Annotated in this window: 18 protein-coding genes, 1 other RNA gene and 1 pseudogene; 4 read left to right on the top strand and 16 right to left on the bottom strand. The window is 46.1% G+C overall.

From position 1 onward, the window contains the following. Window positions 1-95: 95 nt before the first annotated feature. From rfaD to gyrA, 13 genes and pseudogenes are all read right to left on the bottom strand, one after another. The gene (gene rfaD / locus ICE93_RS05285; protein WP_216186259.1) at window positions 96-1115 is read right to left on the bottom strand and encodes an ADP-glyceromanno-heptose 6-epimerase; all 1020 of its coding nucleotides are present in this window, start codon (window positions 1113-1115) and stop codon (window positions 96-98) included. Beyond that, window positions 1112-2041 carry a D-glycero-beta-D-manno-heptose-7-phosphate kinase gene (gene rfaE1, locus ICE93_RS05280; RefSeq protein ID WP_216186257.1) on the bottom strand — a complete coding sequence of 310 codons (930 nt, stop codon included), beginning with the start codon at window positions 2039-2041 and terminating at the stop codon, window positions 1112-1114. The genes rfaD and rfaE1 overlap by 4 nt, the downstream gene beginning before the upstream one ends. Before the next feature lie 41 nt (window positions 2042-2082). Then, entirely contained in the window at window positions 2083-3447 is a 1365-nt protein-coding gene (locus tag ICE93_RS05275; protein ID WP_216186255.1) for a UDP-glucose/GDP-mannose dehydrogenase family protein, read from the bottom strand. A 29-nt stretch (window positions 3448-3476) separates the two neighbouring features. Beyond that, window positions 3477-4688 (bottom strand): lipopolysaccharide assembly protein LapB, encoded by a 1212-nt coding sequence (lapB, locus tag ICE93_RS05270; RefSeq protein ID WP_216186253.1) that lies wholly within the window; start codon window positions 4686-4688, stop codon window positions 3477-3479. A 66-nt stretch (window positions 4689-4754) separates the two neighbouring features. Beyond that, window positions 4755-5093 (bottom strand): annotated as a pseudogene (locus ICE93_RS05265) (integration host factor subunit beta); the annotation flags it as partial. Between the two features lie 52 nt (window positions 5094-5145). After that, a complete protein-coding gene (rpsA, locus tag ICE93_RS05260; RefSeq protein ID WP_068324328.1) occupies window positions 5146-6819 on the bottom strand; it encodes a 30S ribosomal protein S1 in 1674 nt (557 codons plus the stop codon). Between the two features lie 145 nt (window positions 6820-6964). Beyond that, window positions 6965-7627, bottom strand: a complete 663-nt coding sequence (cmk, locus tag ICE93_RS05255) for a (d)CMP kinase (protein WP_216186251.1) — start codon at window positions 7625-7627, stop codon at window positions 6965-6967. Window positions 7628-7653: 26 nt separating this feature from the next. Beyond that, window positions 7654-8973: a 3-phosphoshikimate 1-carboxyvinyltransferase gene (aroA, locus tag ICE93_RS05250; protein ID WP_216188280.1), complete on the bottom strand. Its 1320-nt coding sequence runs from the start codon at window positions 8971-8973 to the stop codon at window positions 7654-7656. An 8-nt stretch (window positions 8974-8981) separates the two neighbouring features. Then, a complete protein-coding gene (locus ICE93_RS05245) occupies window positions 8982-9863 on the bottom strand; it encodes a prephenate dehydrogenase/arogenate dehydrogenase family protein (RefSeq protein WP_216186249.1) in 882 nt (293 codons plus the stop codon). Then, window positions 9863-10993, bottom strand: coding sequence for a histidinol-phosphate transaminase (hisC, locus tag ICE93_RS05240; RefSeq protein ID WP_216186247.1), 1131 nt, complete (start codon window positions 10991-10993; stop codon window positions 9863-9865). Before hisC ends, ICE93_RS05245 begins: the two co-directional genes overlap by 1 nt. Before the next feature lie 27 nt (window positions 10994-11020). Further along, window positions 11021-12100, bottom strand: coding sequence for a prephenate dehydratase (pheA, locus tag ICE93_RS05235; protein ID WP_216186245.1), 1080 nt, complete (start codon window positions 12098-12100; stop codon window positions 11021-11023). Then, window positions 12100-13197, bottom strand: a complete 1098-nt coding sequence (gene serC, locus ICE93_RS05230) for a 3-phosphoserine/phosphohydroxythreonine transaminase (RefSeq protein ID WP_216186243.1) — start codon at window positions 13195-13197, stop codon at window positions 12100-12102. Before serC ends, pheA begins: the two co-directional genes overlap by 1 nt. Before the next feature lie 26 nt (window positions 13198-13223). Further along, a complete protein-coding gene (gene gyrA, locus ICE93_RS05225) occupies window positions 13224-15932 on the bottom strand; it encodes a DNA gyrase subunit A (protein WP_216186241.1) in 2709 nt (902 codons plus the stop codon). A gap of 159 nt (window positions 15933-16091) precedes the next feature. Here gyrA and ompA point away from each other — a divergent pair, with 159 nt between their 5' ends. The 4 genes from ompA to ssrA all read left to right on the top strand — a co-directional run bounded on the left by ompA (window position 16092) and on the right by ssrA (window position 18555). After that, a complete protein-coding gene (gene ompA, locus ICE93_RS05220) occupies window positions 16092-16661 on the top strand; it encodes an outer membrane protein OmpA (RefSeq protein WP_216186239.1) in 570 nt (189 codons plus the stop codon). Window positions 16662-16757: 96 nt separating this feature from the next. After that, a complete protein-coding gene (gene ubiG / locus ICE93_RS05215) occupies window positions 16758-17447 on the top strand; it encodes a bifunctional 2-polyprenyl-6-hydroxyphenol methylase/3-demethylubiquinol 3-O-methyltransferase UbiG (RefSeq protein WP_216186237.1) in 690 nt (229 codons plus the stop codon). A gap of 8 nt (window positions 17448-17455) precedes the next feature. Then, on the top strand, window positions 17456-18136 hold the full coding sequence (locus tag ICE93_RS05210; protein ID WP_216186235.1) for an HAD family hydrolase: 681 nt from the start codon (window positions 17456-17458) through the stop codon (window positions 18134-18136). A 60-nt stretch (window positions 18137-18196) separates the two neighbouring features. Continuing rightward, window positions 18197-18555: a transfer-messenger RNA gene (gene ssrA, locus ICE93_RS05205) on the top strand. A 77-nt stretch (window positions 18556-18632) separates the two neighbouring features. On the opposite strand, the gene ICE93_RS05200 is transcribed toward ssrA, so the two are convergent. The 3 genes from ICE93_RS05200 to ICE93_RS05190 all read right to left on the bottom strand — a co-directional run bounded on the left by ICE93_RS05200 (window position 18633) and on the right by ICE93_RS05190 (window position 21470). Next, on the bottom strand, window positions 18633-20711 hold the full coding sequence (locus ICE93_RS05200; protein ID WP_216186233.1) for a TonB-dependent receptor domain-containing protein: 2079 nt from the start codon (window positions 20709-20711) through the stop codon (window positions 18633-18635). A gap of 84 nt (window positions 20712-20795) precedes the next feature. Beyond that, window positions 20796-20975, bottom strand: a complete 180-nt coding sequence (gene hemP, locus ICE93_RS05195; RefSeq protein ID WP_216186231.1) for a hemin uptake protein HemP — start codon at window positions 20973-20975, stop codon at window positions 20796-20798. A 3-nt stretch (window positions 20976-20978) separates the two neighbouring features. Continuing rightward, window positions 20979-21470: an energy transducer TonB gene (locus tag ICE93_RS05190; protein WP_216186229.1), complete on the bottom strand. Its 492-nt coding sequence runs from the start codon at window positions 21468-21470 to the stop codon at window positions 20979-20981. Between the last annotated feature and the right edge of the window lie 92 nt (window positions 21471-21562).

Here is a 21562-nt window from a genome sequence, read left to right as displayed (position 1 = left end):
TTATAAGGAATATAGTAGTCCAAAAACCAGGGTTTCTATAAATTTATAGCCTAGTAGTGCCACCTAGCAAGTTGCAAAACTGGGTCAAAATTAGTCTAAAGGGGATTAGCCAAGAAGCCCGAATTGGCTTCTAACCACTCAATATATCTACCTACACCCTGCTCTACATTCAGGAAAGGCTCGGAGTACCCAGCAGCTCTGAGCTTAGTCAGATCAGCCTGAGTAAAGCACTGATACTTTCCTCTAAGCGCATCCGGAAACGGAATGTACTCAATCGCCTTTTCTTTAACCAATTCCTCGAGGGAGGCTGGAGCTGCTTTATCAAGCTTGCGCATAGCATTGGCAACTGCATGAGCAACATCGTTAAAGGGTTGTGCGCGACCGCTACCCAGATTAAAGATGCCACTGATTTCTGGATGATCTAGAAAAAAGAGATTTACCTTCACCACATCCTCAACCGATACAAAGTCACGACTTTGCTCGCCAGGACCATAGCCACCATATTCTCCAAAGAGCTTTACATGCCCATTGGCTTTGTACTGATGGTATTGATGAAACGCAACGGATGCCATGCGACCTTTGTGTGATTCACGTGGCCCATATACGTTGAAGTATCTAAATCCAACTACTTGGGCTGTATTGAGTTTCTCAGCAAAGCGCTTACGCATCACTTGATCAAACAAAAACTTGGAGTAGCCGTAAATATTGAGAGGCTTCTCATGCTCACGGCTTTCTACAAAAACGTCTGAGCCCCCATAGGTAGCGGCAGAGGAAGCGTAGAGTAGTTGAACTTTTTGAGCAGTACAGATATCCAGTAAATCCATGGTGTAGCGATAGTTATTCGCCATCATGAAAATTCCATCGGTCTCCATGGTGTCTGAACAAGCACCCTCATGAAAGACAGCCTTTACCTTACCAAAACGACCACTTCTAAACGCCTCTAAAAACTCATCTTTATCGAGATAGTCAACGATGTCCAAATCTGCAAGATTGCGATACTTGTCTGCAGGGCGAAGATCATCTACTGCAATGATATTTTTCTCACCACGCGCATTAAGCGCTTGAACAATATTTGCACCAATAAACCCAGCTGCGCCGGTTACGATAATAGTCACTGTAATTCCTCTGAGGTAACGGTTGCAGTACCTAGCTTACCAACTACGATGCCACCCGCACGGTTTGCAAGAGCCATGGCTTTTTCTAGAGGCCATTTGGCTGCCAAGGCCACGGCCAATGTGGCAATCACGGTATCACCAGCACCCGATACGTCAAATACCTCTCGCGCCTGGGCTTTTACATGACTCACACCAGCATCGGTATATAAGCTCATTCCCTCTTCAGAACGAGTCAAGAGCAATGCTTGCAAGTCGAGAGACTTTCTCAGTCCTTGGGCTTTCTTGGTTAACTCTTCTTCACTACCCCACTTACCAACCACTTGACGTAATTCGCTGCGATTGGGTGTTAAAACAGTGGCACCACGATATTTTTCGTAGTCCTCACCTTTAGGGTCAACCAAAATCATTTTATTTTGGCTTCTCGCTTGCTCAATCATGTGAGCTACTTGTCCCAAAGCACCTTTGCCATAATCAGACAAAATCACTACATCTGCATCGCCAACCAGTTTTTCAAAGCGCTCAAGCTTGTGAGCGAGTGCTTTTGCACTAGGCGTTTCTTCAAAATCTAAACGAATCAATTGTTGTTGGCGAGCAATTACACGCAACTTCACAATTGTCGGCACATCAGCATCAATCTCTAACTGACTATCAACGCCACCTGCTTTTAACAGTTCAACTACACGTTTACCAGGCTCATCATTACCAACAATACCCAAAATCGTTGCTTTTGCATCGAGCGCCGCTACATTTCGGGCTACGTTGGCAGCACCACCAAGTCGCTCATCAATTTTGCCTACCTGCACTACTGGCACAGGAGCTTCTGGAGAGATGCGATTGGTATCACCAAACCAATAGCGATCGAGCATCACATCACCTACAACCAGTAGGCGGGCTTTGGAGAACTGTTCTCGATTGGCTTTTTCCATTTGAATGCTTTATGTGCTTTTATCTTTATTTTTAAATCTACTTAATTATGTCGCCCAATACCATGGTACTCAATACCCAATTCGTTCATGGCTTGTGGTTCATAGAGGTTGCGACCATCAAAAATGATGGGGCGCTTGAGTTTTTGCAGCACTTGCTCAAAATCTGGGCTTCTAAAAGCCTTCCACTCAGTAACGATGACTAGGGCATCGGCATCGTCTAGGGCATTCATGGGGTTATCCACCATCGAGACTTGTTTAAGACCTTCTGGATTACTCTTAAAGTCGAGATCTAGGCAATGTTTTGCCTCTGGCATCGCTACTGGATCATGCGCTACTATCTGAGCACCACGCTTCACCAGCTCGGCAATAATGACTCGACTAGGTGCTTCGCGCATATCGTCGGTATTGGGTTTGAAGGCTAGGCCCCACAGAGCGAACTTCATGCCCTTAAGGTCTTTACCAAAGCGCTTTTCGATCTTTTGCACTAAGGTGTACTTTTGTAACTCATTAACAGCTTCAACAGCATCAAGGATCTTCAGATCCCTGCCATGCTCTTTAGCGGTCTTCGATAGTGCCGATACATCTTTAGGAAAGCATGAGCCCCCATAACCGGTGCCTGGGTATAAAAAGCCAAATCCAATACGAGAATCCGAACCAATACCTTGGCGCACGGATTCAATATCAGCACCTACTAGGTCAGCAAGGTTAGCTAACTCGTTCATAAAGGAGATACGGGTTGCTAACATGGCATTGGCTGCGTATTTAGTGAGCTCAGCACTTTTGACATCCATGTAGTAGGTGCGCTCATGATGACGATTAAAAGGCGCGTAGAGCTTGCGCATCTGCTCTTTGGCGCGCATGCCTGCTGGAGTCGATGCAGTGCCAATCACAATGCGGTCTGGGCGCATAAAGTCTTCTACAGCAGCGCCTTCTTTGAGGAATTCAGGATTAGAGACTACTGAGCATAGTTCTGGCGATAAACCTCTTTTTTCTAATTCTTCCGTAATAGCGGCCTTTACCTTATCTGCAGTGCCGACTGGGACAGTCGATTTATCGACAATCACTTTTGGAGTAGTCATATGACGACCAATATTGCGCGCTGCTGCAACCACATATTGCAAATCCGCTGAGCCGTCTTCATCTGGTGGGGTGCCAACGGCAATGAACTGAATATCGCCATGGGCAACAGAGGCTGCAATATCAGTAGAGAACTGCAAACGGCCTGCAGCGCGATTGCGCTCAATCATTTCTTTTAAGCCTGGCTCATAAATGGGTACGCCACCAGAATTGAGGATCTCAATCTTTTTAGGATCAACGTCTACGCAAAAGACGTTATTACCTTGTTCGGCCAAGCATGCGCCTGTGACCAGACCTACGTAACCGCTGCCGATGATGGTGACTTTCAATTTCTCTCCAAAGTTTTTTTAAATCGTTTTTACATCGATGGGCCGCTAGGTGCAGCACCTTCACTACGTCTTGGGGAATAGGCTTCCCAATGATTACAACCTGGACACTGCCAATAAAATCTTCGCGCCCTAAAGCCACAGTTACCGCAAGTGTAACGAGCCAAACTAGTGGTGCGCTGACGCAATAGCTTCAGAATCGACTGAAGCTCTAACAACCTCTCAGTATTAGCACTACCCTCTTCTAATGCAAGGCGAGTTTCAGCCAACTTTGACAAGGCAATTAAAGTTGGAGAATGCTGCATCACTTCTGACAACATGGCATTTGCAGCTTGAGGGCCCCGAATTTTCATGAGGTGCTTATGCACAATGTCCAGCAACTCACCGGTAGCCTGGGTTTTAAGTAACTCACAAAGACGATCTAGGCCTTCGCCTTCTTTGTTGATAGCTGCATGAGCTAACATCCAGCGGTCCGCCAATAAATGCATGTATGCAGGATGAGAATTGGCGACTATGCTCCAGGCCTCAATGGCTTGAGTGGGTCGATCCATGGCCATTAAATAATCGCCTTGCAAAATTAAAGCACGGGCATGATTGGGCACAGCCTGTAATGCTCGTTGTATTGATTGTTCGGCCTCAATCAAATCCTTACGACGCAATGCTTCTTGACCGAGCTCGCAATGAAATTGTGCAATCTCAGTATGGTGTGATTTACCCTGCAGACCCTCAAGCTCACTTGCAGCAATGATAGCTTTTTTCCAATCATGCTCGATTTGATACATCTCAAGCAAACTTTCTTTTGCTGGTTCGGCATATTTACCTGCGCCCACACGATTAAGTGATGCCTCTGCGCGATCAAGCAAGCCAGCGCGCAAAAAATCACGACCTAATTCATAGGCGGCATGATCACGATCACGCAGCTTGAGATCGTCGCGGTTGGCTAAATGCTGATGCACCCTAATCGCACGCTCAGTTTCACCACGGCGGCGGAATAAATTACCTAAGGAAAAATGGAGTTCAATCGTCTCTGGATCCAGCTGCGCAATTTTGACTAGTGTTTCAATTGCTTGATCAGGCTGTTCATTAAGTAAAAGACTTAAGCCTTTAAATGTAGATCGCTGCTGACGCATGCGCTCACGCTCATCCATACGATTCTCAAGGCGCAAATCCCAGCGTGCAGCCAACCAACCGATACCAAACATGACCGGCAGAAGCAATAACCAAGCGGTAGCTATCTGAATCATGATGTGCAGAATTTAAATAAAAAAATGGCCCGAATGGACCACTGAGGTTTAGCCTGAATCTTAGGCACCAGAACCCTCTTTGGGGCCCGCCTGCTTCAAAGGCTTGTAATCCACTCGCTCGCGCAACTCTTTGCCAGGCTTAAAGTGCGGAACGCGTTTTTCTGGAATCAATACTTTCTCACCAGACTTTGGATTGCGACCAGTACGCGCAGGACGATGATGAAGTACAAAACTTCCCACGCCACGAAGCTCGATACGCTTGCCCTCAGCCAAGGCATGAGTCATTGTGTCCAGCAAAGTTTTTACCGCCAACTCCACGTCCCTAGGCAGAAGCTGCGGAAACTGTTCCGCAAGGCTCTCTACTAGTTCGGAGCGAGTAATTGCTTGTTGCTCTTGATCTGTCATGATCTATCAATAAAAAATCGCCGACTCCCTAATGGAAGACGGCGAAATTGATTTAGCCTTGATTATCCAATTTTGCTTTTAACAAGGCGCCCAAATTGGTTGTGCCAGACTGCGCGTCACCTTGGAGCTTGCTCATTGCATCTTGTTGATCAGAGCTGTCTTTTGCTTTAATTGAAAGATTGATAACGCGTGACTTGCGATCAATATTGATGATCATTGCAGTTACGCTGTCGCCTTCTTTCAATACATTGCGTGCATCTTCAACGCGATCTGTTGAGATCTCAGAAGCACGCAAGTAAGCTTCAACTTCATCAGCCAAGTGAATAGTTGCACCCTTAGCATCAACCGCTTTCACAGTACCAGTAACGAGGCTACCCTTGTCGCTGACAGATGTGTAGTTGTTGAATGGGTCGCCAGACAATTGCTTGATACCGAGAGAGATACGCTCTTTCTCAACGTCAATTGCCAATACAGTAGCTTCAACTTCGTCACCTTTTTTGTATTTCTTAACAGCTTCTTCGCCTGGCTCATTCCATGAGAGGTCTGAGAGATGAACTAAACCGTCAATACCACCAGGCAAGCCAATGAACACACCAAAGTCAGTAATAGACTTGATTGCGCCAGTTAACTTATCGCCTTTTTGTTGGGCACGTGAGAACTCTTCCCATGGATTCGCTTTGCACTGCTTGATGCCCAAGCTAATACGACGCTTGTCTTCATCAATATCCAGAACCATTACTTCAACTTCGGTTCCTAATGCAGTAGCTTTGCTTGGAGCAACGTTCTTGTTAGTCCAGTCCATTTCAGAAACGTGTACCAAACCTTCGATACCAGATTCGATTTCCACGAATGCGCCGTAGTCAGTCAGGTTAGTTACCTTACCGAATAAACGGGTGTTTGGTGGGTAACGACGTGCAATACCAACCCATGGATCATCGCCAAGTTGCTTCACGCCGAGTGAAACACGGTTTTTCTCTTGATCGAACTTCAAAATCTTCGCAGTAACTTCTTGACCAACAGTCAACATCTCGCTTGGGTGACGCACACGACGCCATGCCAAGTCAGTGATATGCAAGAGGCCATCGATACCACCAAGGTCAACGAATGCGCCGTAATCAGTGATGTTCTTAACGAGGCCAGTAACTACTGCACCCTCTTTAAGGTTAGACATCAACTTCGCACGCTCTTCACCTTGGCTAGCCTCAACAACGGCACGACGTGACAACACTACGTTGTTACGCTTGCGGTCAAGCTTGATAACCTTGAACTCCATCGTCTTACCTTCGTAAGGGCTGGTGTCTTTGATTGGACGTGTATCAACGAGTGATCCAGGCAAGAATGCGCGGATACCGTTAACCATTACAGTCAAGCCGCCTTTAACCTTACCAGTAACAGTACCAGTAACGATCTCGGCTTGCTCGAGAGCTTTTTCCAAGTTCATCCATGAGGCCAAGCGCTTAGCTTTATCACGGGAAAGGATTGTGTCGCCATAGCCGTTCTCTAGAGCGTCAATAGCAACAGAAACGAAATCGCCAGGAGCCACCTCAATCTCGCCAGCGTCGTTATGGAATTCTTCAACAGGAATAAACGCTTCAGACTTTAAGCCAGCGTTAACAACGACGAAGTTATGGTCGATGCGAAGAACTTCAGCCGAAATAACTTGGCCGGTCTTCATATTCGATCGGGTTAATGATTCTTCAAATAGTTCTGCAAATGATTCAGACATGTGTATTCACTTTGTACCGCCAGAAGGCCTGACGGGTTAGGTTAAAAAAGTCTCAAAGAAACACGCTAATGAAAAAGGTCGCGTTGTGGGGTTTCTTAAGACGCCAAAACTACTACTTACAGCTCACTACAACTACTTACAAAAACTAGGCGACCGCAGATTGATACCAATCCAAAACCGCCATAACTGCTTGATCTATCGATAAATCTGAGGTTTCAAGCACTTTTGCACCATCTGCAACTAACAAGGGTGCCGCACCTCGACTACTGTCTCTGGCATCGCGCTCTTGTAAATCTTGCAGCAAGTCCTCAAGTTTAGCAGAAATTCCCTTAGCTATCAATTGCTTATAGCGCCGCTCGGCTCTGGCTGCAGCTGTTGCAGTCAAGAAAACTTTCAAAACTGCTTCTGGGAATATGACGCTCGCCATATCCCTGCCATCGGCCACCAAGCCCGGGGATTGACGGAAACTGCGTTGTAGACCCACTAAAGCAGCCCTGACCTCTGGATGAACTGCCAACGCAGAGGCTCTTAAACCGATAGTTTCTGTGCGAATAGCCTCAGACACATCCTCGCCATTGAGAAAAATCTGATTATTTTTGAATGAAATCAATAACTTATGGACTAAAAGACCTAATTCTGAGCCATTTTTGACATCAATTCCCCGTTTTTCGCTGGCAAGGGCAACCAAACGGTAAAGAGCACCACTATCCAAATAATGAAATCCCAACTTTTCCGCCACCAAGGAGGCTACCGTACCTTTTCCTGAGGCCGTGGGTCCATCAATAGCGATGACTGGTGGAAAATTCATAAAAAGTGGATAGTAATGAGAGTGAATTAGCCCACTACCTTTGCAAACTCAGCGAAATAAGTCGGGAAAGTTTTTGCTACACAATTGGGATCGTTGATCTTGAGGGCGTTCGGACCAAACGCAGCTAACGAGAAACACATTGCCATACGATGGTCATCATAAGTATCAATACCTTCGGCTGGTGACTTCCAATCACTTTGTGAGGGCGGTGCTTGCACAACAATGTAGTCCGCACCCTCTTCAACAATGGCGCCAACTTTTTTCAATTCTTTTGCCATCGCCGCAATACGATCGGTTTCTTTAACACGCCAACTAGCAATACTGTTTAAACGTGTTGGGCCTTCGGCAAACAATGCAGCAACTGCAAGCGTCATTGCTGCATCCGGGATTTCCGTGCAATCAATCGTGATGCCATTGAGTTTGCCGTTGGCATTTTTCACACCAGTAACCTCAATCCAATCTTCACCTGCATTAATGTTTGCACCCATTAAAGCGAGTGCATCAGCAAAAGCCACGTCACCCTGGATACTGTCCTTGCCAACGCCCAAGACCTTTACGGGTCCACCACCAATAGCGCCCAGGGCTAAGAAGTAGGAAGCAGACGAGGCATCACCCTCAACGGATAGCTGACCCAGACTCTTATAGACAGCTTCTGAAGTTTTTGCCGGAATAACAAAAGATTGCATATCAGGGCAAGCAACATTTACACCGAAGCGCGCCATCAACTTCAAAGTGATATCAATATAAGGGCGAGAAATAAGTTCGCCAATTACTTCAATTCGTACTGGATCTGTTGCCACTAAGGGCAAAGCCATTAGCAATGCGGTCAAGAATTGACTCGATACATCGCCACGCACCTTGACAATATCTTTAATCTGAATATTTGCCGCAGATATCCGAATCGGCGGATAACCTTCTTGTAATTCGTATTCGATCTTTGCGCCTACTTGGCGCAAGCCATCCACCAAATCGCGAATCGGCCTCTCATGCATACGTGCAACACCTGATAAACGGTAGTTACCGCCTTGCATTGCTAAAGCAGCAGTCAGTGGGCGTATTGCAGTGCCAGCATTGCCCATAAAAAGATCTGCTTCACGCACAGGAAACTGACCGCCGCAACCCTCAACTACACAAACCTTATTCTCTTGATCGATCACAGAGAGGCCGAGCTGGCGCAAGGCATTACGCATCACCTGCGTGTCATCTGCATCTAATAAATTTTTAAGCGTGGTAGTTCCGGATGAGAGAGCAGCTAACAAGAGCGCCCTATTTGAGATGCTCTTTGAGCCCGGTAACACGATCGAGCCTTGCGCTCGTTTAAATGGCCCAATAGTAATATCTGGCAAACCACTCATTAAAGTGCGTCCATTTCTTGGCGTGCTTTGCTCGCCCTGTTGAATAACTTCTCTAAACCAGGGCCATCATTTTCAGCAATGAGTTTGCGCATGTGATTGACGATCAACAAGTACTGATCAAGCTCTTTCAAAATCGCCGTGCGATTGCCAAGGCAAATATCACGCCACATTTCTGGGCTTGACGCAGCAATGCGTGTGAAGTCTTTAAACCCAGCGCCAACATGACTTAACTTTTGATCGGCATCTTCAGAGTTCACAACGCTAGCCATCAACGCATAAGACAGAATATGCGGGAGGTGAGACACAGCCGCGTAAATCGCATCGTGCTGCACAACGCCTATCTTTTTAACCTCGGAGCCAACAGACTCCCAAAATCCAGTAATTAAAGCCGTATCTTCAGGAGAGTTTTCTTGTAGCGGGCAAATAATGGTTTGCTTGCCCTGAAATAAATCAGCCTTCGCAGCTGCTGCCCCATGCTGAGCTCCGCCAGCGATCGGGTGTGCCGGCACAAATTGGCACGCCTTTTTACCCAACACTTCTTTGGCAGCCAAAATCACATCGCCTTTGGTGCTACCACCATCGGTAATCATCGTGCGTGGTTCAAGATGTGGCTCAAGCACCTCAAAGGCACTACGCATTTGTGCTACTGGCACACAAAGCACAATCACATCCGATTGCTTGGCGGCTTCAACCAAATCCACCACACCATCAATCGCGCCCATCTTTTGTGCTTGATCTAAGTTTTCTTTACTGCGGCCAACGCCTAAAACTTTAGTAACAACACCCGCCTTTTTTAGAGCCAAGCCTAATGAGGCGCCAATTAAACCAACACCAACAATAGTGACAGTGCCGTAATTACTTGCTGGATTAATGATGGTCATTAGGAAAGTGTTTCTGAAATTATTTCTTTTAGGGCTGCAATGAAAGCGGCATTCTCTTCAGGCAATCCAATCGAGATTCTTAACCACTGTGGCAATCCATAGTTGCCAACAGGGCGAACAATGATGCCACGCTTGAGTAAGGCTAAATTGATGCGTGCGCCTGCTTGATCATCATCACCCACCTTCACCAGAACAAAGTTTCCGGCGGATGGCAAATACTTCAAACCCAGCTCATCAAAAGCATTTGTCAGTTGAATATAGCCTGCGCGGTTTAGCTCAAAGCCTTGTTGCAAGAATTCTTTATCCTGAAAAGCAGCAATTGCTGCAGCTTGTGCCAAGCTATTAACATTAAATGGTTGACGAATGCGGTTTAGCAGATCAGTTAAATGCGGTTGAGCAACCCCATAACCAATCCTCAAGCCAGCCAAACCATAGGCTTTTGAAAAACTGCGAGACAAAATCATATTTGGGAAACGCTTTACCCAAGCAATCGCATCGTAGCGCTGCTCTGGACCGAGGTACTCGTTATAAGCCTCATCAAGCACCACCACTACATTAGATGGCACTGCTTCTAAAAAGTCTTCAATCTCCTTGGCAGGCAAATAACTGCCTGTAGGATTATTGGGATTAGCTACAAAAACAAGTTTTGCTTTATCACCAGATGACTTAATGGCCGCCAACATCGCCTGCAAATCATGCCCATACAAAGCAGTAGCTGCAACTTCAACGGCGTTTGCGCCAACAGCTTGAGTGGCCAGAGGGTAAACAGCAAAAGCATGTTTAGAGAAAATCACCTCATCACCTGCTTGCGCTACTGCACGCGCAGCTAATTCCAAAATATCGTTACTGCCATTGCCTAAGGTAATCCAATCTGTTGGAACACCTAGGCGCGCAGCAAGGACATTCTTTAAGTCAAAGCCATTGGAATCTGGATAACGCCCTAAATCGCTTGCTGCTTTAAGCATGGCATCTTGTGCTGATTTAGGCATACCCAATGGATTCTCATTGGAAGCCAACTTCACAATCTTGTTTTCATCCAAGCCATATTCGCGCGCAACCTCACTGATAGGACGCCCGCCAACGTAAGGGGCAATCGCATGAATATGTTTTAAACCAATCTTGGATGTCATTCGAGTTTTACTCAGAGTTTAAATTGATCAGGCAGAGTGCGGATAAGATCCTAGGTTCTTATAAAAAGCAGCAACACCCTTCAACTCTTCCAGCGCCTTCACTACTTTGTCATCATCTGCATGGCCAGCAATATCAATGTAGAAGTGATATTCCCAAGTACCTTTGCGAGCAGGACGCGATTCAAAGCGATTCATGGACACGCCATGTTTAGCCAAGGGCGCTAACAAGCGATGTACAGCGCCCGGCTGGTTATCAACTGATAGCACTAAAGAGGTTTGATCTTTGCCGGTAGGTGAACATGCATAGTTGCCAACCACAACAAAACGGGTACGGTTATGGGGATCATCCTGAATTTGCGCAGCCACAGCCTGAAGACCATACGCTTCTTGTGCAGGATCACCTGCAATGGCAGCTAAGGCTGGATCCGCAGCCGCCATACGTGCTGCCTCGGCATTGCTACTTACAGCTTGACGCTTAAGTTGTGGAGCATGAACACTTAACCACTGCTGGCATTGAGCCAAAGCCTGAGCATGCGCACACACTGTTGTGACGCCATCTAAATTGCCGCTCTTCGTTAAAAGATGATGACGAATTGGCAAAACAACTTCTCCACTAATGCGCATTGAGGAGTCGAGCAATAAATCTAATGTGCGAGAAATCGCACCTTCACTGGAGTTTTCTACAGGCACAACACCAAATTGCGCTGCGCCCTTCTCTACCGACTTAAATACTTCATCTAAGCTTGCACAAGGCAAGCCAGCAATGGAGTGACCAAAATAGGTTTGCGCAGCTTGTTCAGAAAATGTTCCGACTGGACCAAGGTAAGCAATGGTTTGACGAGCCTCTAAAGCTCTACAAGCTGACATCACCTCACGCCAAATAGCAGCAATGCCATCCGGGAGCAAGGGACCTTTATTAATTTCTTGTAAGCGCGCTACTACTTGGCGCTCACGCTCAGGACGAAAAACAGGTGATAAGAAATCACCCTTGATATGACCAACCTCTTGCGCTGCTTTTGCGCGCTGAGTCAACAAATCTAAAATCTGCGCATCTAAGGAATCAATTTTGTCGCGAATAGGCGCTAGGCGCTGTTCTTCCGTACTCATTAAGCCCGCCTTTCAAAGTCGCTCATAAATTCCACCAAGGCTTTTACACCTTCAATTGGCATAGCGTTATAGATGCTTGCACGCATGCCGCCCGCGGCTTTATGACCACGCAGGGCAACTAAACCAGCCGAATTTGATTGGGCCAAAAACTCTGCGTTCAGACTCTCATCTTTTAAGAAGAAAGTCACGTTCATGCGTGAGCGATATTCTTTTGAGACACGATTTTCATAGAGACTACTTTGATCTAAGAAGTTATAGAGCAACTCTGCTTTTTCTTGATTGCGTTTTTCAATTACCTTAACGCCGCCTTGCTTGAGCAACCACTTAAAGCCCAAGCCAGCCATATAGATGGAGAAAGTAGGCGGAGTATTAATCATGGACTGAGTATTGGCTTGCACTGCCCAATCCCAAATTGTTGGTGTGATGCCCATGCTGTGACCAATTAAATCTTTGCGCACAATCACAATCGTCACACCAGAGGGGCCAATATTTTTTTGCGCCCCACCAAACCAAACGGCGCATTTATTCACATCCATCTCTTTTGACAGAATGTTGCTAGAGATATCAGCAACCAATAGCATGTCGCCGACATCTGGCACATCTGGAAACTCTACGCCGCCAATAGTTTCATTCGCGCAGTAATGCACGTAAGCAGCATCACTTGATAATTGCCAAGTAGATCTAGCAGGAATCGTGTTAAATTTTTCGGCAGCAGAGGACGCAGCTAAATTTGCTATGCCATATTTTTGCGCTTCTTTATATGATTTTTCTGACCAAATACCCGTTACCAAGAAATCGGCCTTAGGGCCATTCTTAGCCAACGGCATAAGATTCATTGGAATCGCTGCATTTTGACCAAGACCACCCCCTTGCAAGAGCAAGATCTCATATGAATCTGGAATATTCATGAGCGCACGAAGGTCCTGAATGACTTCTTCATAGACCTCCATGAACTCTTTACTGCGATGGCTAATTTCCATCACACTCGTTCCAAGTCCACGCCAGTTCAGCATTTCATCGGCAGCCTGCTTCAATACCTCTTCAGGCAAAGTAGCAGGCCCCGCAGCGAAATTAAAAATGCGGCGGTCAAAAGTCATGATGTGGTCTAGTCTAAAGGTGACGCTTAAGCGTCACCTGCCGTGTCGTCAGCATTGTCAGCTGCTGGGTCCGCACTGATATCGCCTTCTTCTGCATCGTCAGCGTCATCATCTGAGTCGCTTTCAGCAATACGTTGTAAGCCAGACAAACGAGTACCTTCATCCACGTTAATCAAAGTTACGCCTTGAGTAGCGCGACCCATCTCACGGATTTCAGAAACACGTGTGCGCACCAAGACACCGCCAGTAGTGATCAACATGATTTGATCTTCTGGAGAAACCAGTGCGGCTGCTACAACCTTACCGTTACGCTCTGAAGTCTGAATAGCAATCATGCCTTTAGTACCGCGACCATGACGGGTATATTCAGCGATCGGCGTGCGTTTGCCATAACCATTCTCTGTAGCAGTCAATACGCTACTTGGAATCGCAATGCCGTTTACATCAACAACAGTTGCTTCAACACCTTCCGCAGCCTCAGCTGGAGCGACTAACATCGCAATCACTTGATGACCTTCGCCTAAATTCATACCGCGTACACCGCGTGCGGTACGGCCCATTGGGCGAACATCGTTCTCATCAAAGCGCACTGCCTTACCAGCGTCAGAGAACAACATTACATCATGTTGACCGTCTGTAATGGCAGCGCCAACCAAGAAGTCGTTTTCATTCAAGTCGACAGCAATAATGCCGGCCTTACGTGGGTTAGAGAAATCAGACAAACGCGTCTTCTTCACAGTACCCAAGCTAGTAGCCATGAATACATACTGATCGTCTTGGTAACCCTTAATTGGTAAAATCACCGTAATCTTCTCGCCTTCAATCAGCGGGAACATATTGACGATAGGCTTGCCGCGGGAGGCACGACTTCCTTGTGGAACTTCCCAGACCTTTAGCCAATACATGCGACCACGATCAGAGAAGCACAAGATCGTATCGTGCGTATTCGCTACGAAGAGTGTTTCGATCCAATCTTCGTTTTTAGTGGCAGCAGCTTGCTTACCGCGTCCACCACGTTTTTGCGCACGGTATTCACTCAGCGGCTGACTCTTCATATAACCAGTATTTGAGAGTGTCACCACCAAATCTTGCGGCGTAATTAAATCTTCAGTGAAGAGTTCGGTTGCATTCATTTCAATAAATGAACGACGACCTGTATCGCCACCAGCAATACCAAATTCAGATTGAACTTCTTTTAATTCAGTTTCAATCACTTGAGTTACACGCTCTGGCTTCGCTAACAAATCGAGTAAGTCAGAAATCTCCGCCATGACTTCTTTGTATTCGTTAACAATCTTGTCTTGCTCAAGACCAGTCAAACGTTGCAAACGCATCTGCAAAATTTCTTGCGCTTGACTATCTGATAAACGATACAAGCCAGTAGTTTGCATACCGTACTCAGGCAACAATCCCTCTGGGCGATAAGCGTTTCGGCCTCCTGGGGTATCGGTCTCAGCACGCGCTAGCATCTCGCGTACCATCGATGAATCCCATGCTTTACCCATTAACTCTTGTTTAGCAATCACCGGGTTCGCAGCAGCTTTAATAATCGCGATGAACTCGTCGATGTTTGCTAATGCAACCGCTAAACCTTCCAAGACGTGACCACGATCGCGCGCTTTACGTAATTCAAAAATCGTACGGCGTGTAACCACTTCACGACGATGCTGCAAGAAGTACTCCAGCATTTGCTTCAAATTCAACAAGCGTGGTTGGTTGTCTACCAATGCCACCATGTTCATACCAAAGTTATCTTGTAGCTGAGTACTCTTATACAAATTATTAAGAACGACTTCAGGCACTTCGCCGCGCTTGAGCTCAATTACAACTCGCATACCGGATTTATCTGATTCATCACGCAAATCAGAAATGCCTTCAACTTTTTTCTCGTTCACTAACTCTGCAATGCGCTCGAGCAAATTCTTTTTATTAACTTGGTATGGCAATTCGTCAACGATGATTGCTTGACGCGCGCCCTTATCCAAATCTTCGAAGTGAGTCTTTGCACGCATAACCACACGGCCACGGCCAGTGCGGTAGCCCTCGCGAACCCCTTGAACGCCATAAATGATGCCGGCAGTAGGGAAATCGGGAGCTGGAATGATCTCAATGAGTTCATCAATTGTGCATTCTGGGTTGTGAAGCACGTGCAGACAGGCTGAAACCACCTCATCCAGGTTATGAGGAGGAATATTGGTAGCCATACCCACTGCAATGCCAGAACTGCCATTTATGAGCAAATTAGGCACTTTGGCAGGCAGAATCAGGGGCTCTTTCTCGCTACCGTCGTAATTTGGCCCAAAATCGACTGTTTCCTTGTCCAAATCGGCCAAAAGCTCATGGGCGATCTTGCGGAGGCGGATCTCGGTATACCGCATCGCAGCAGCGTTATCGCCGTCCACAGAGCCAAAGTTACCCTGCCCGTCAACCAGCATATAGCGCAGGGAGAAGTCCTGAGCCATCCGAACGATCGTGTCATACACCGCAGAATCACCGTGCGGGTGGTATTTACCGATTACATCGCCAACTATACGGGCAGATTTTTTGTAAGCTCGGTTCCAATCGTTGTTTAATTCATACATCGCAAATAAGACCCGGCGGTGAACCGGTTTGAGGCCATCACGCACGTCTGGCAGGGCTCTGCCGACGATGACGCTCATTGCGTAGTCCAAATAGGACCGCCGCATTTCGTCTTCGAGGGATATTGGTAGTGTTTCTTTAGCGGCTTGTTCCATCTAGAAATAATATCATTTTGATGACAGGTAGGCCCTATGCTAAGATTCTGTCAGTTTGTACGAAATTGAGATGTGTCGCTTTGCAGTTTTTGCATCAAGGTAGGGCGAATTACATTTAAGTTTGACTTTAATTAAAAAAGAGATTTTTGAGGACTAAAAATGAACAAAACCCTAAAAGTGTTGCTGGCTTCTGTTATCACCGTTTCTGCTTCTGCAGCAATTGCATCTGATAACTGGGAAAACAGCTCTGGCTTGAATTGGAAAAACAGCGATGGCACATTGTGCTGGCGTGATAGCAACTGGACACCTGCTACTGCAGCCAAAGGTTGTGACGGTGCATTGGCTCCTAAAGCAGCTGCTTCTGGTGTAAGCCAAAGCAAAATCACTTTGCAAGCTGACACACTTTATGACTTCAACAAATCTGACTTGAAACCAGAAGGCAAAGCTACTTTGGACAAGATCGCTCGTGACTTGAGCAAGATCAAGTTAGAAGTAATTATTGCTGTTGGTAACACTGATAGCGTTGGTACAGATGCATACAACATGGCCCTCGGTCAGCGTCGTGCGCAATCTGTTAAGACATACTTGGTAAGCAAGGGTGTTGACGGTAGCCGCATCTACACAGAATCTAAAGGTAAGAGCAATCCAGTTGCATCAAATGCAACTGCTGAAGGCCGCGCTAAGAACCGCCGTACTGACATCGAAGTTGTTGGTACAGCAGCTAAGTAATTCACTTTACTTGTAAAAAAGCCCGCTTCTAGCGGGCTTTTTTATTTCCGCTATATTCATAAACTTCTCTAATAGCTTTGCAGATACCTAATCACCATGAACGTCGACCAGTCAGAAATCGCCAAATTTAGCGCCCTAGCCCATCGCTGGTGGGATCCTAATAGCGAATTCAAACCTCTGCACGCTATCAATCCTTTGCGATTGGATTGGATTAAATCCTTTGTTGATCTGAATGGCAAAAAGGTAGTTGATATTGGTTGCGGTGGCGGCATATTGGCAGAATCCATTTCACAATCAGGTGCAGATACAACAGGTATTGATTTATCCGAGAAGGCTCTCAAAGTAGCAGAGTTACATGCACTTGAAGTGGGAGCAAACCTCACATATCGCCCTATCTCTGCAGAAGCTCTTGCAGAAGAACAACCAGAACAATACGACGTGGTGACCTGCATGGAAATGCTTGAACACGTCCCTGATCCAGCTTCTGTAGTCCGTGCTTGCGCCAAACTCTGCAAACCTGGAGGCACATTATTTTTTAGCACCCTCAATCGCAGCCCTAAATCCTACCTATTTGCGATTATTGGCGCCGAATATATTCTTAAATTGCTTCCTAAAGGTACTCACGAATATGCCAAATTCATTAAGCCTTCTGAGTTGGTTGCGTTTACGCGACATGCGGGACTGGAGATGGCTGGCATCAAAGGTTTGAGCTACAACCCACTGACGCAGGTGTATAGCCTGGGTGATGACGTAGATGTGAACTACATGATCGCCGTTAGAAAGTAATTCAATAGATGAGCAAGCTTTTCAGCCCCTACGAAGGCATCTTTTTTGACCTAGATGGCACGCTAGCGGATACCGCACCAGATTTGGTTGCTGCAACCAATAAATTGTTAGTTGCCCGCAACCTCACTCCTAAGCCCTATGAGTTTCTGCGCCCTTATGCCTCAGCTGGAGCTCGTGGCTTACTTGAAGGCGCCTTTGGGATCAGTCCAGATCACGAGGATTTTGTTGCACTCCGTGATGAGTTTTTCAGCAATTACGAAAAAGCTCTGCTGGTTCATAGCAAGCTATTTGATGGAATTGACCATTTACTTGATCAAATGGATGCCGCCAGCCTACCCTGGGGAATTATAACCAACAAAAGTGAGCGCTTTACCAACCCTCTAACCGATCTCATGGGTCTTCGTCAGCGCGCTGTTTCCACTGTTTCTGGGGACACTACCCCTTATTCGAAGCCGCATCCGGAGCCGATTCTTCATGCAGCCAGAATCAGCAAGATTGATCCAAGTAAATCCATTTATATTGGGGACGATATTAGAGACGTTTTGGCAGGCAAAGCTGCCGGGATGAAGACTGTCGCTGCCACTTATGGCTACTGTGGCTGCAAAGAGCCTCCAGAGGCCTGGGGAGCCGATTACATCGCTAATAATCCCCTCGATTTATTGCAAATCATCTTTCCCAACAGGGGCTAAAGATATTCAACAATTTAAAGCTAGCGGCTTTAAAATAAGAAGTTCCAATGCATGCAATCTGGGACCGACATGGTTTCGACGTGGATTACAAAGCATCAAGGGCATACCGAGGACCCGTTATCTCGTAAATCAATGGGAATGTAATAACTGCTAACGACGAACGTTACGCACTAGCCGCTTAATTGCGGTTGCCCCTGAACTGATTCTCTCTTGGGTCAGGTAGCGCAAGCTACATCAGGGTCATATACAAGAGATAAGACTATTTTGCGTCACGAAGAATAGTACGAAAACTTAGTGAATCGTCAGCGAGGAACGTGTCAGTCCGTGCCTAACTGATTAAATCAAATGATATGACTAAGTATGTAGAACTTGTTGTGGAGGATTTGCGGACGCGGGTTCGATTCCCGCCGGTTCCACCATTTTTAAGTCTGTAACAGTCCAACGCCACCCACCAGGGTGGCGTCTTGCTTTCCTCTAAACGAATTAATATGATGCGTTAATTAAACTGATAGCTCATGCCAGCCTGAAAGTTGAGTGGCGCCCCAGCAAAAATTCCATCTGGACTACGACTAGAAATATAGCGCTTATCAAATACGTTATTGATGACACCAAATACCTTCCAATCTTTATTAATGGCGTAGTTAGCACTCCAGTTCACGGTTGCAAAAGAAGGAACCTCACCTAGAGTTCCAATGATATTAGGAGCGACAGTATTTGCTGAGTCGGCATACTGGGCAGAAACAAAATTTAGGCTCACCAAAGTATTGAAGCCATTCTTTTCATAACTCACGCCAAAGTTAGAAGTGAGCTTAGGAGTGTAAGGAATTCGGTTACCATCGCGCCCCAAAGAATTCGTCCCAACAAACTTTGCAACCGGTATGTAGGTAGCGTTAACGTTTATAGCCCAACCACGACCAAACTCATAACCTAAGGATGCCTCAGCACCCTGGTGCAAACTCTTACCACCATTTGCTTTGGAAATTCCCGCGGCCAAACTTTGATTCACAATTTGATTGCTAAAGTTCATGCTAAAGATGGCCGAATCATAAGAGAAAGCTCCTGAGCGTCCGCGCAAACCTAATTCCATATTAGTGGAGCGCTCTGGCGCAAGTTGCTGATCAACACCTTTATCGTCAATCGCTGTCGCCAATTGAGCCGGCGCAAACCCTTTATAAATACTGCCATATGCTTGTGCTTGCGGTATGAGCTGCCATGTCGCACCAATTTGCGGAATGGTTTCCACATTTTTTGCGCTACCCGATTTACCGGTGATCACATTTGAGCGAGTCTGGTTATAACTCTCGACTCGCACTCCTGGAATTAATGCGAAGTTATCTGTTAACAAAAATCGATTCTGACCATACAAGGCAATTGAGTTAGCCTTATTGTCCTCATGGAGCGAAACGCGCCCGGAATAAGCCAATGTTCTTGAACTCACCAACTGATTGATTTGGGATTCTGTATGCAAACGCACACCAAACTCAGCCTCGTTAGCGATTCCTAAAGCTTTATAAGCATGATTTACTCGTGAGTCTATGCCCAACATTTGAAACTCTCGATTACGACCGACTTGACAGTCTGAGCCAACATTGCAGGTCTTAAAAATCGTAGCATCTTGGGTGCGCTTCACAATACTTTGCCGCCAATAGTCTCTAGTTAACTTACTCCAATACATCAAAGTATTAATTTTGGTATCTGAATCAATTTCCAAAGAGTGATTTATATCTACGGCATTTCTTTGGGTAATAAAGCGATCATTGGGCGCCGGATTATCTCTCATGCGATTGATATATTGAGTGGGGCGCAGACCCACATAGGACGTATTGATATTGTTATCGTAATGCGTATACTTGACACTTAACCACTGATTTTGCGCAATCTCAATACCACCCTTCATCAAGATGTCGTACATCTTAAAACCATTTCCTTGATAGCCATTGGACTCAGACTGAATCAAGTTAATACCGCCAACTGCACCGTTTGACGATGACTTACCTCCAGCTTCTATCTCTGCCAATCGATATCCATAGTTACCAACCTTACCGGTTAACTTAAAACCCTGTGACGGTGTTTTTGTCAGGTAATTAACTACGCCGCCGATATTAGAGGGGCCATACTGAAGACCTGATGCGCCCTTTAACACCTCTATTCCTCCAATTCGCTCCACTGGGGGGCTGTAATATGAAGCATTGGAAATAAATAAACTAGGCTGAATTGGTGCGCCGTCCTCTAGCAATAGCACTTTTGTACTGCGGGCTGGATTTAAGCCTCGTATGCCGATATTTGGAATAGCTCCAAAACCTCCCTCATCCCCGCGAATATTGACGCCAGGAACCGTTCTTAATACATCCTGCAGTGATTGAGGTTGCAACTCCTCCATCCGCTTCTGATCAATCACATCGACTGTTCCAGGAATTTTGCTAGAGGCATTTTGCTCACGACCAACAATATCAATTCTGGGTAATTCGATGTCTTGAGCCTTTACCCAACTTGAAAAAGCAGTCCCGCACAATAATGCAATTGATGAAAACCAGGCGAGCCTGCTTTGATAACGCAAAACATCTTGATGCTTCATATACCATCTCCAGTGATAAAAACAAAAAATCGCTGGCTATATGCATATGAAAATGCTGTTGCTGGCTAGTAAGCTATTTCAGTTTTACTTCGTCAGAATTAATTTCCCCAATTTAGTAATGCGCAATTGATAAGTACACCCATCATGTGTAATAAACATTTGCTTGCCTCGACCAAGTAGATCCTCACTTGAAATAATCTTTGGCAAAGTCTCGGCGGAGCGAATGTATTTCAGATCTAAGTCTGCAGTTTTGCAATCAGTCAAATGCTACCCCTCCAAACTAAAATGAACGGGAGCCTGAAAACACTGCGAAGACTGATAGAGGGCTGAAGAAAGCGGTAGAAATCTCCATTGCGACAAGGTGGCAAGCGCTGACTGATCTAAACCCTGAAAACCTGAACTTCTGGAAACACTGGCCTCATCCACAAAGCCACCCTGGTTAACGCACAACTTAATCATCACCAAACCCTGCTCCCTGAGTTTTCTGCTCAATAAGGGATAGCTTGGCTTGGGGTTATGTAGAACATGTCTAGGAATGAAGTTCTGTGGGCGACTACTCCCTTTCTTGTCACCGCTCATAGAAGTTAACTCAGAGGGCATTGGGTTGAGATTTTCTGTGGGGCTAATTGCGGTCGTTTTAGCTATTGATGTGTCTGCACGCTTTCTCGGTTGATGTGCGCGCAGATTGACTAAATTCACCATCATGGATTCTGAAGTGAGCGCTCTTTCGCCCTCAAATGCTGAAGGTGAAAAAAACAAGGAAACCAAAAGATGGATTGTGACTACACCTAAAATGACAAAAGTATTTCTAGGTGGGAAACTGCTGAGCAAATGACTTCCTTAAAAGTTAA

Origin of the sequence: Polynucleobacter sp. MWH-HuK1 (genome assembly GCF_018881815.1) — a bacterium.
Lineage (GTDB): Bacteria > Pseudomonadota > Gammaproteobacteria > Burkholderiales > Burkholderiaceae > Polynucleobacter.
This window is presented reverse-complemented; position numbering and strand designations above follow the sequence as displayed.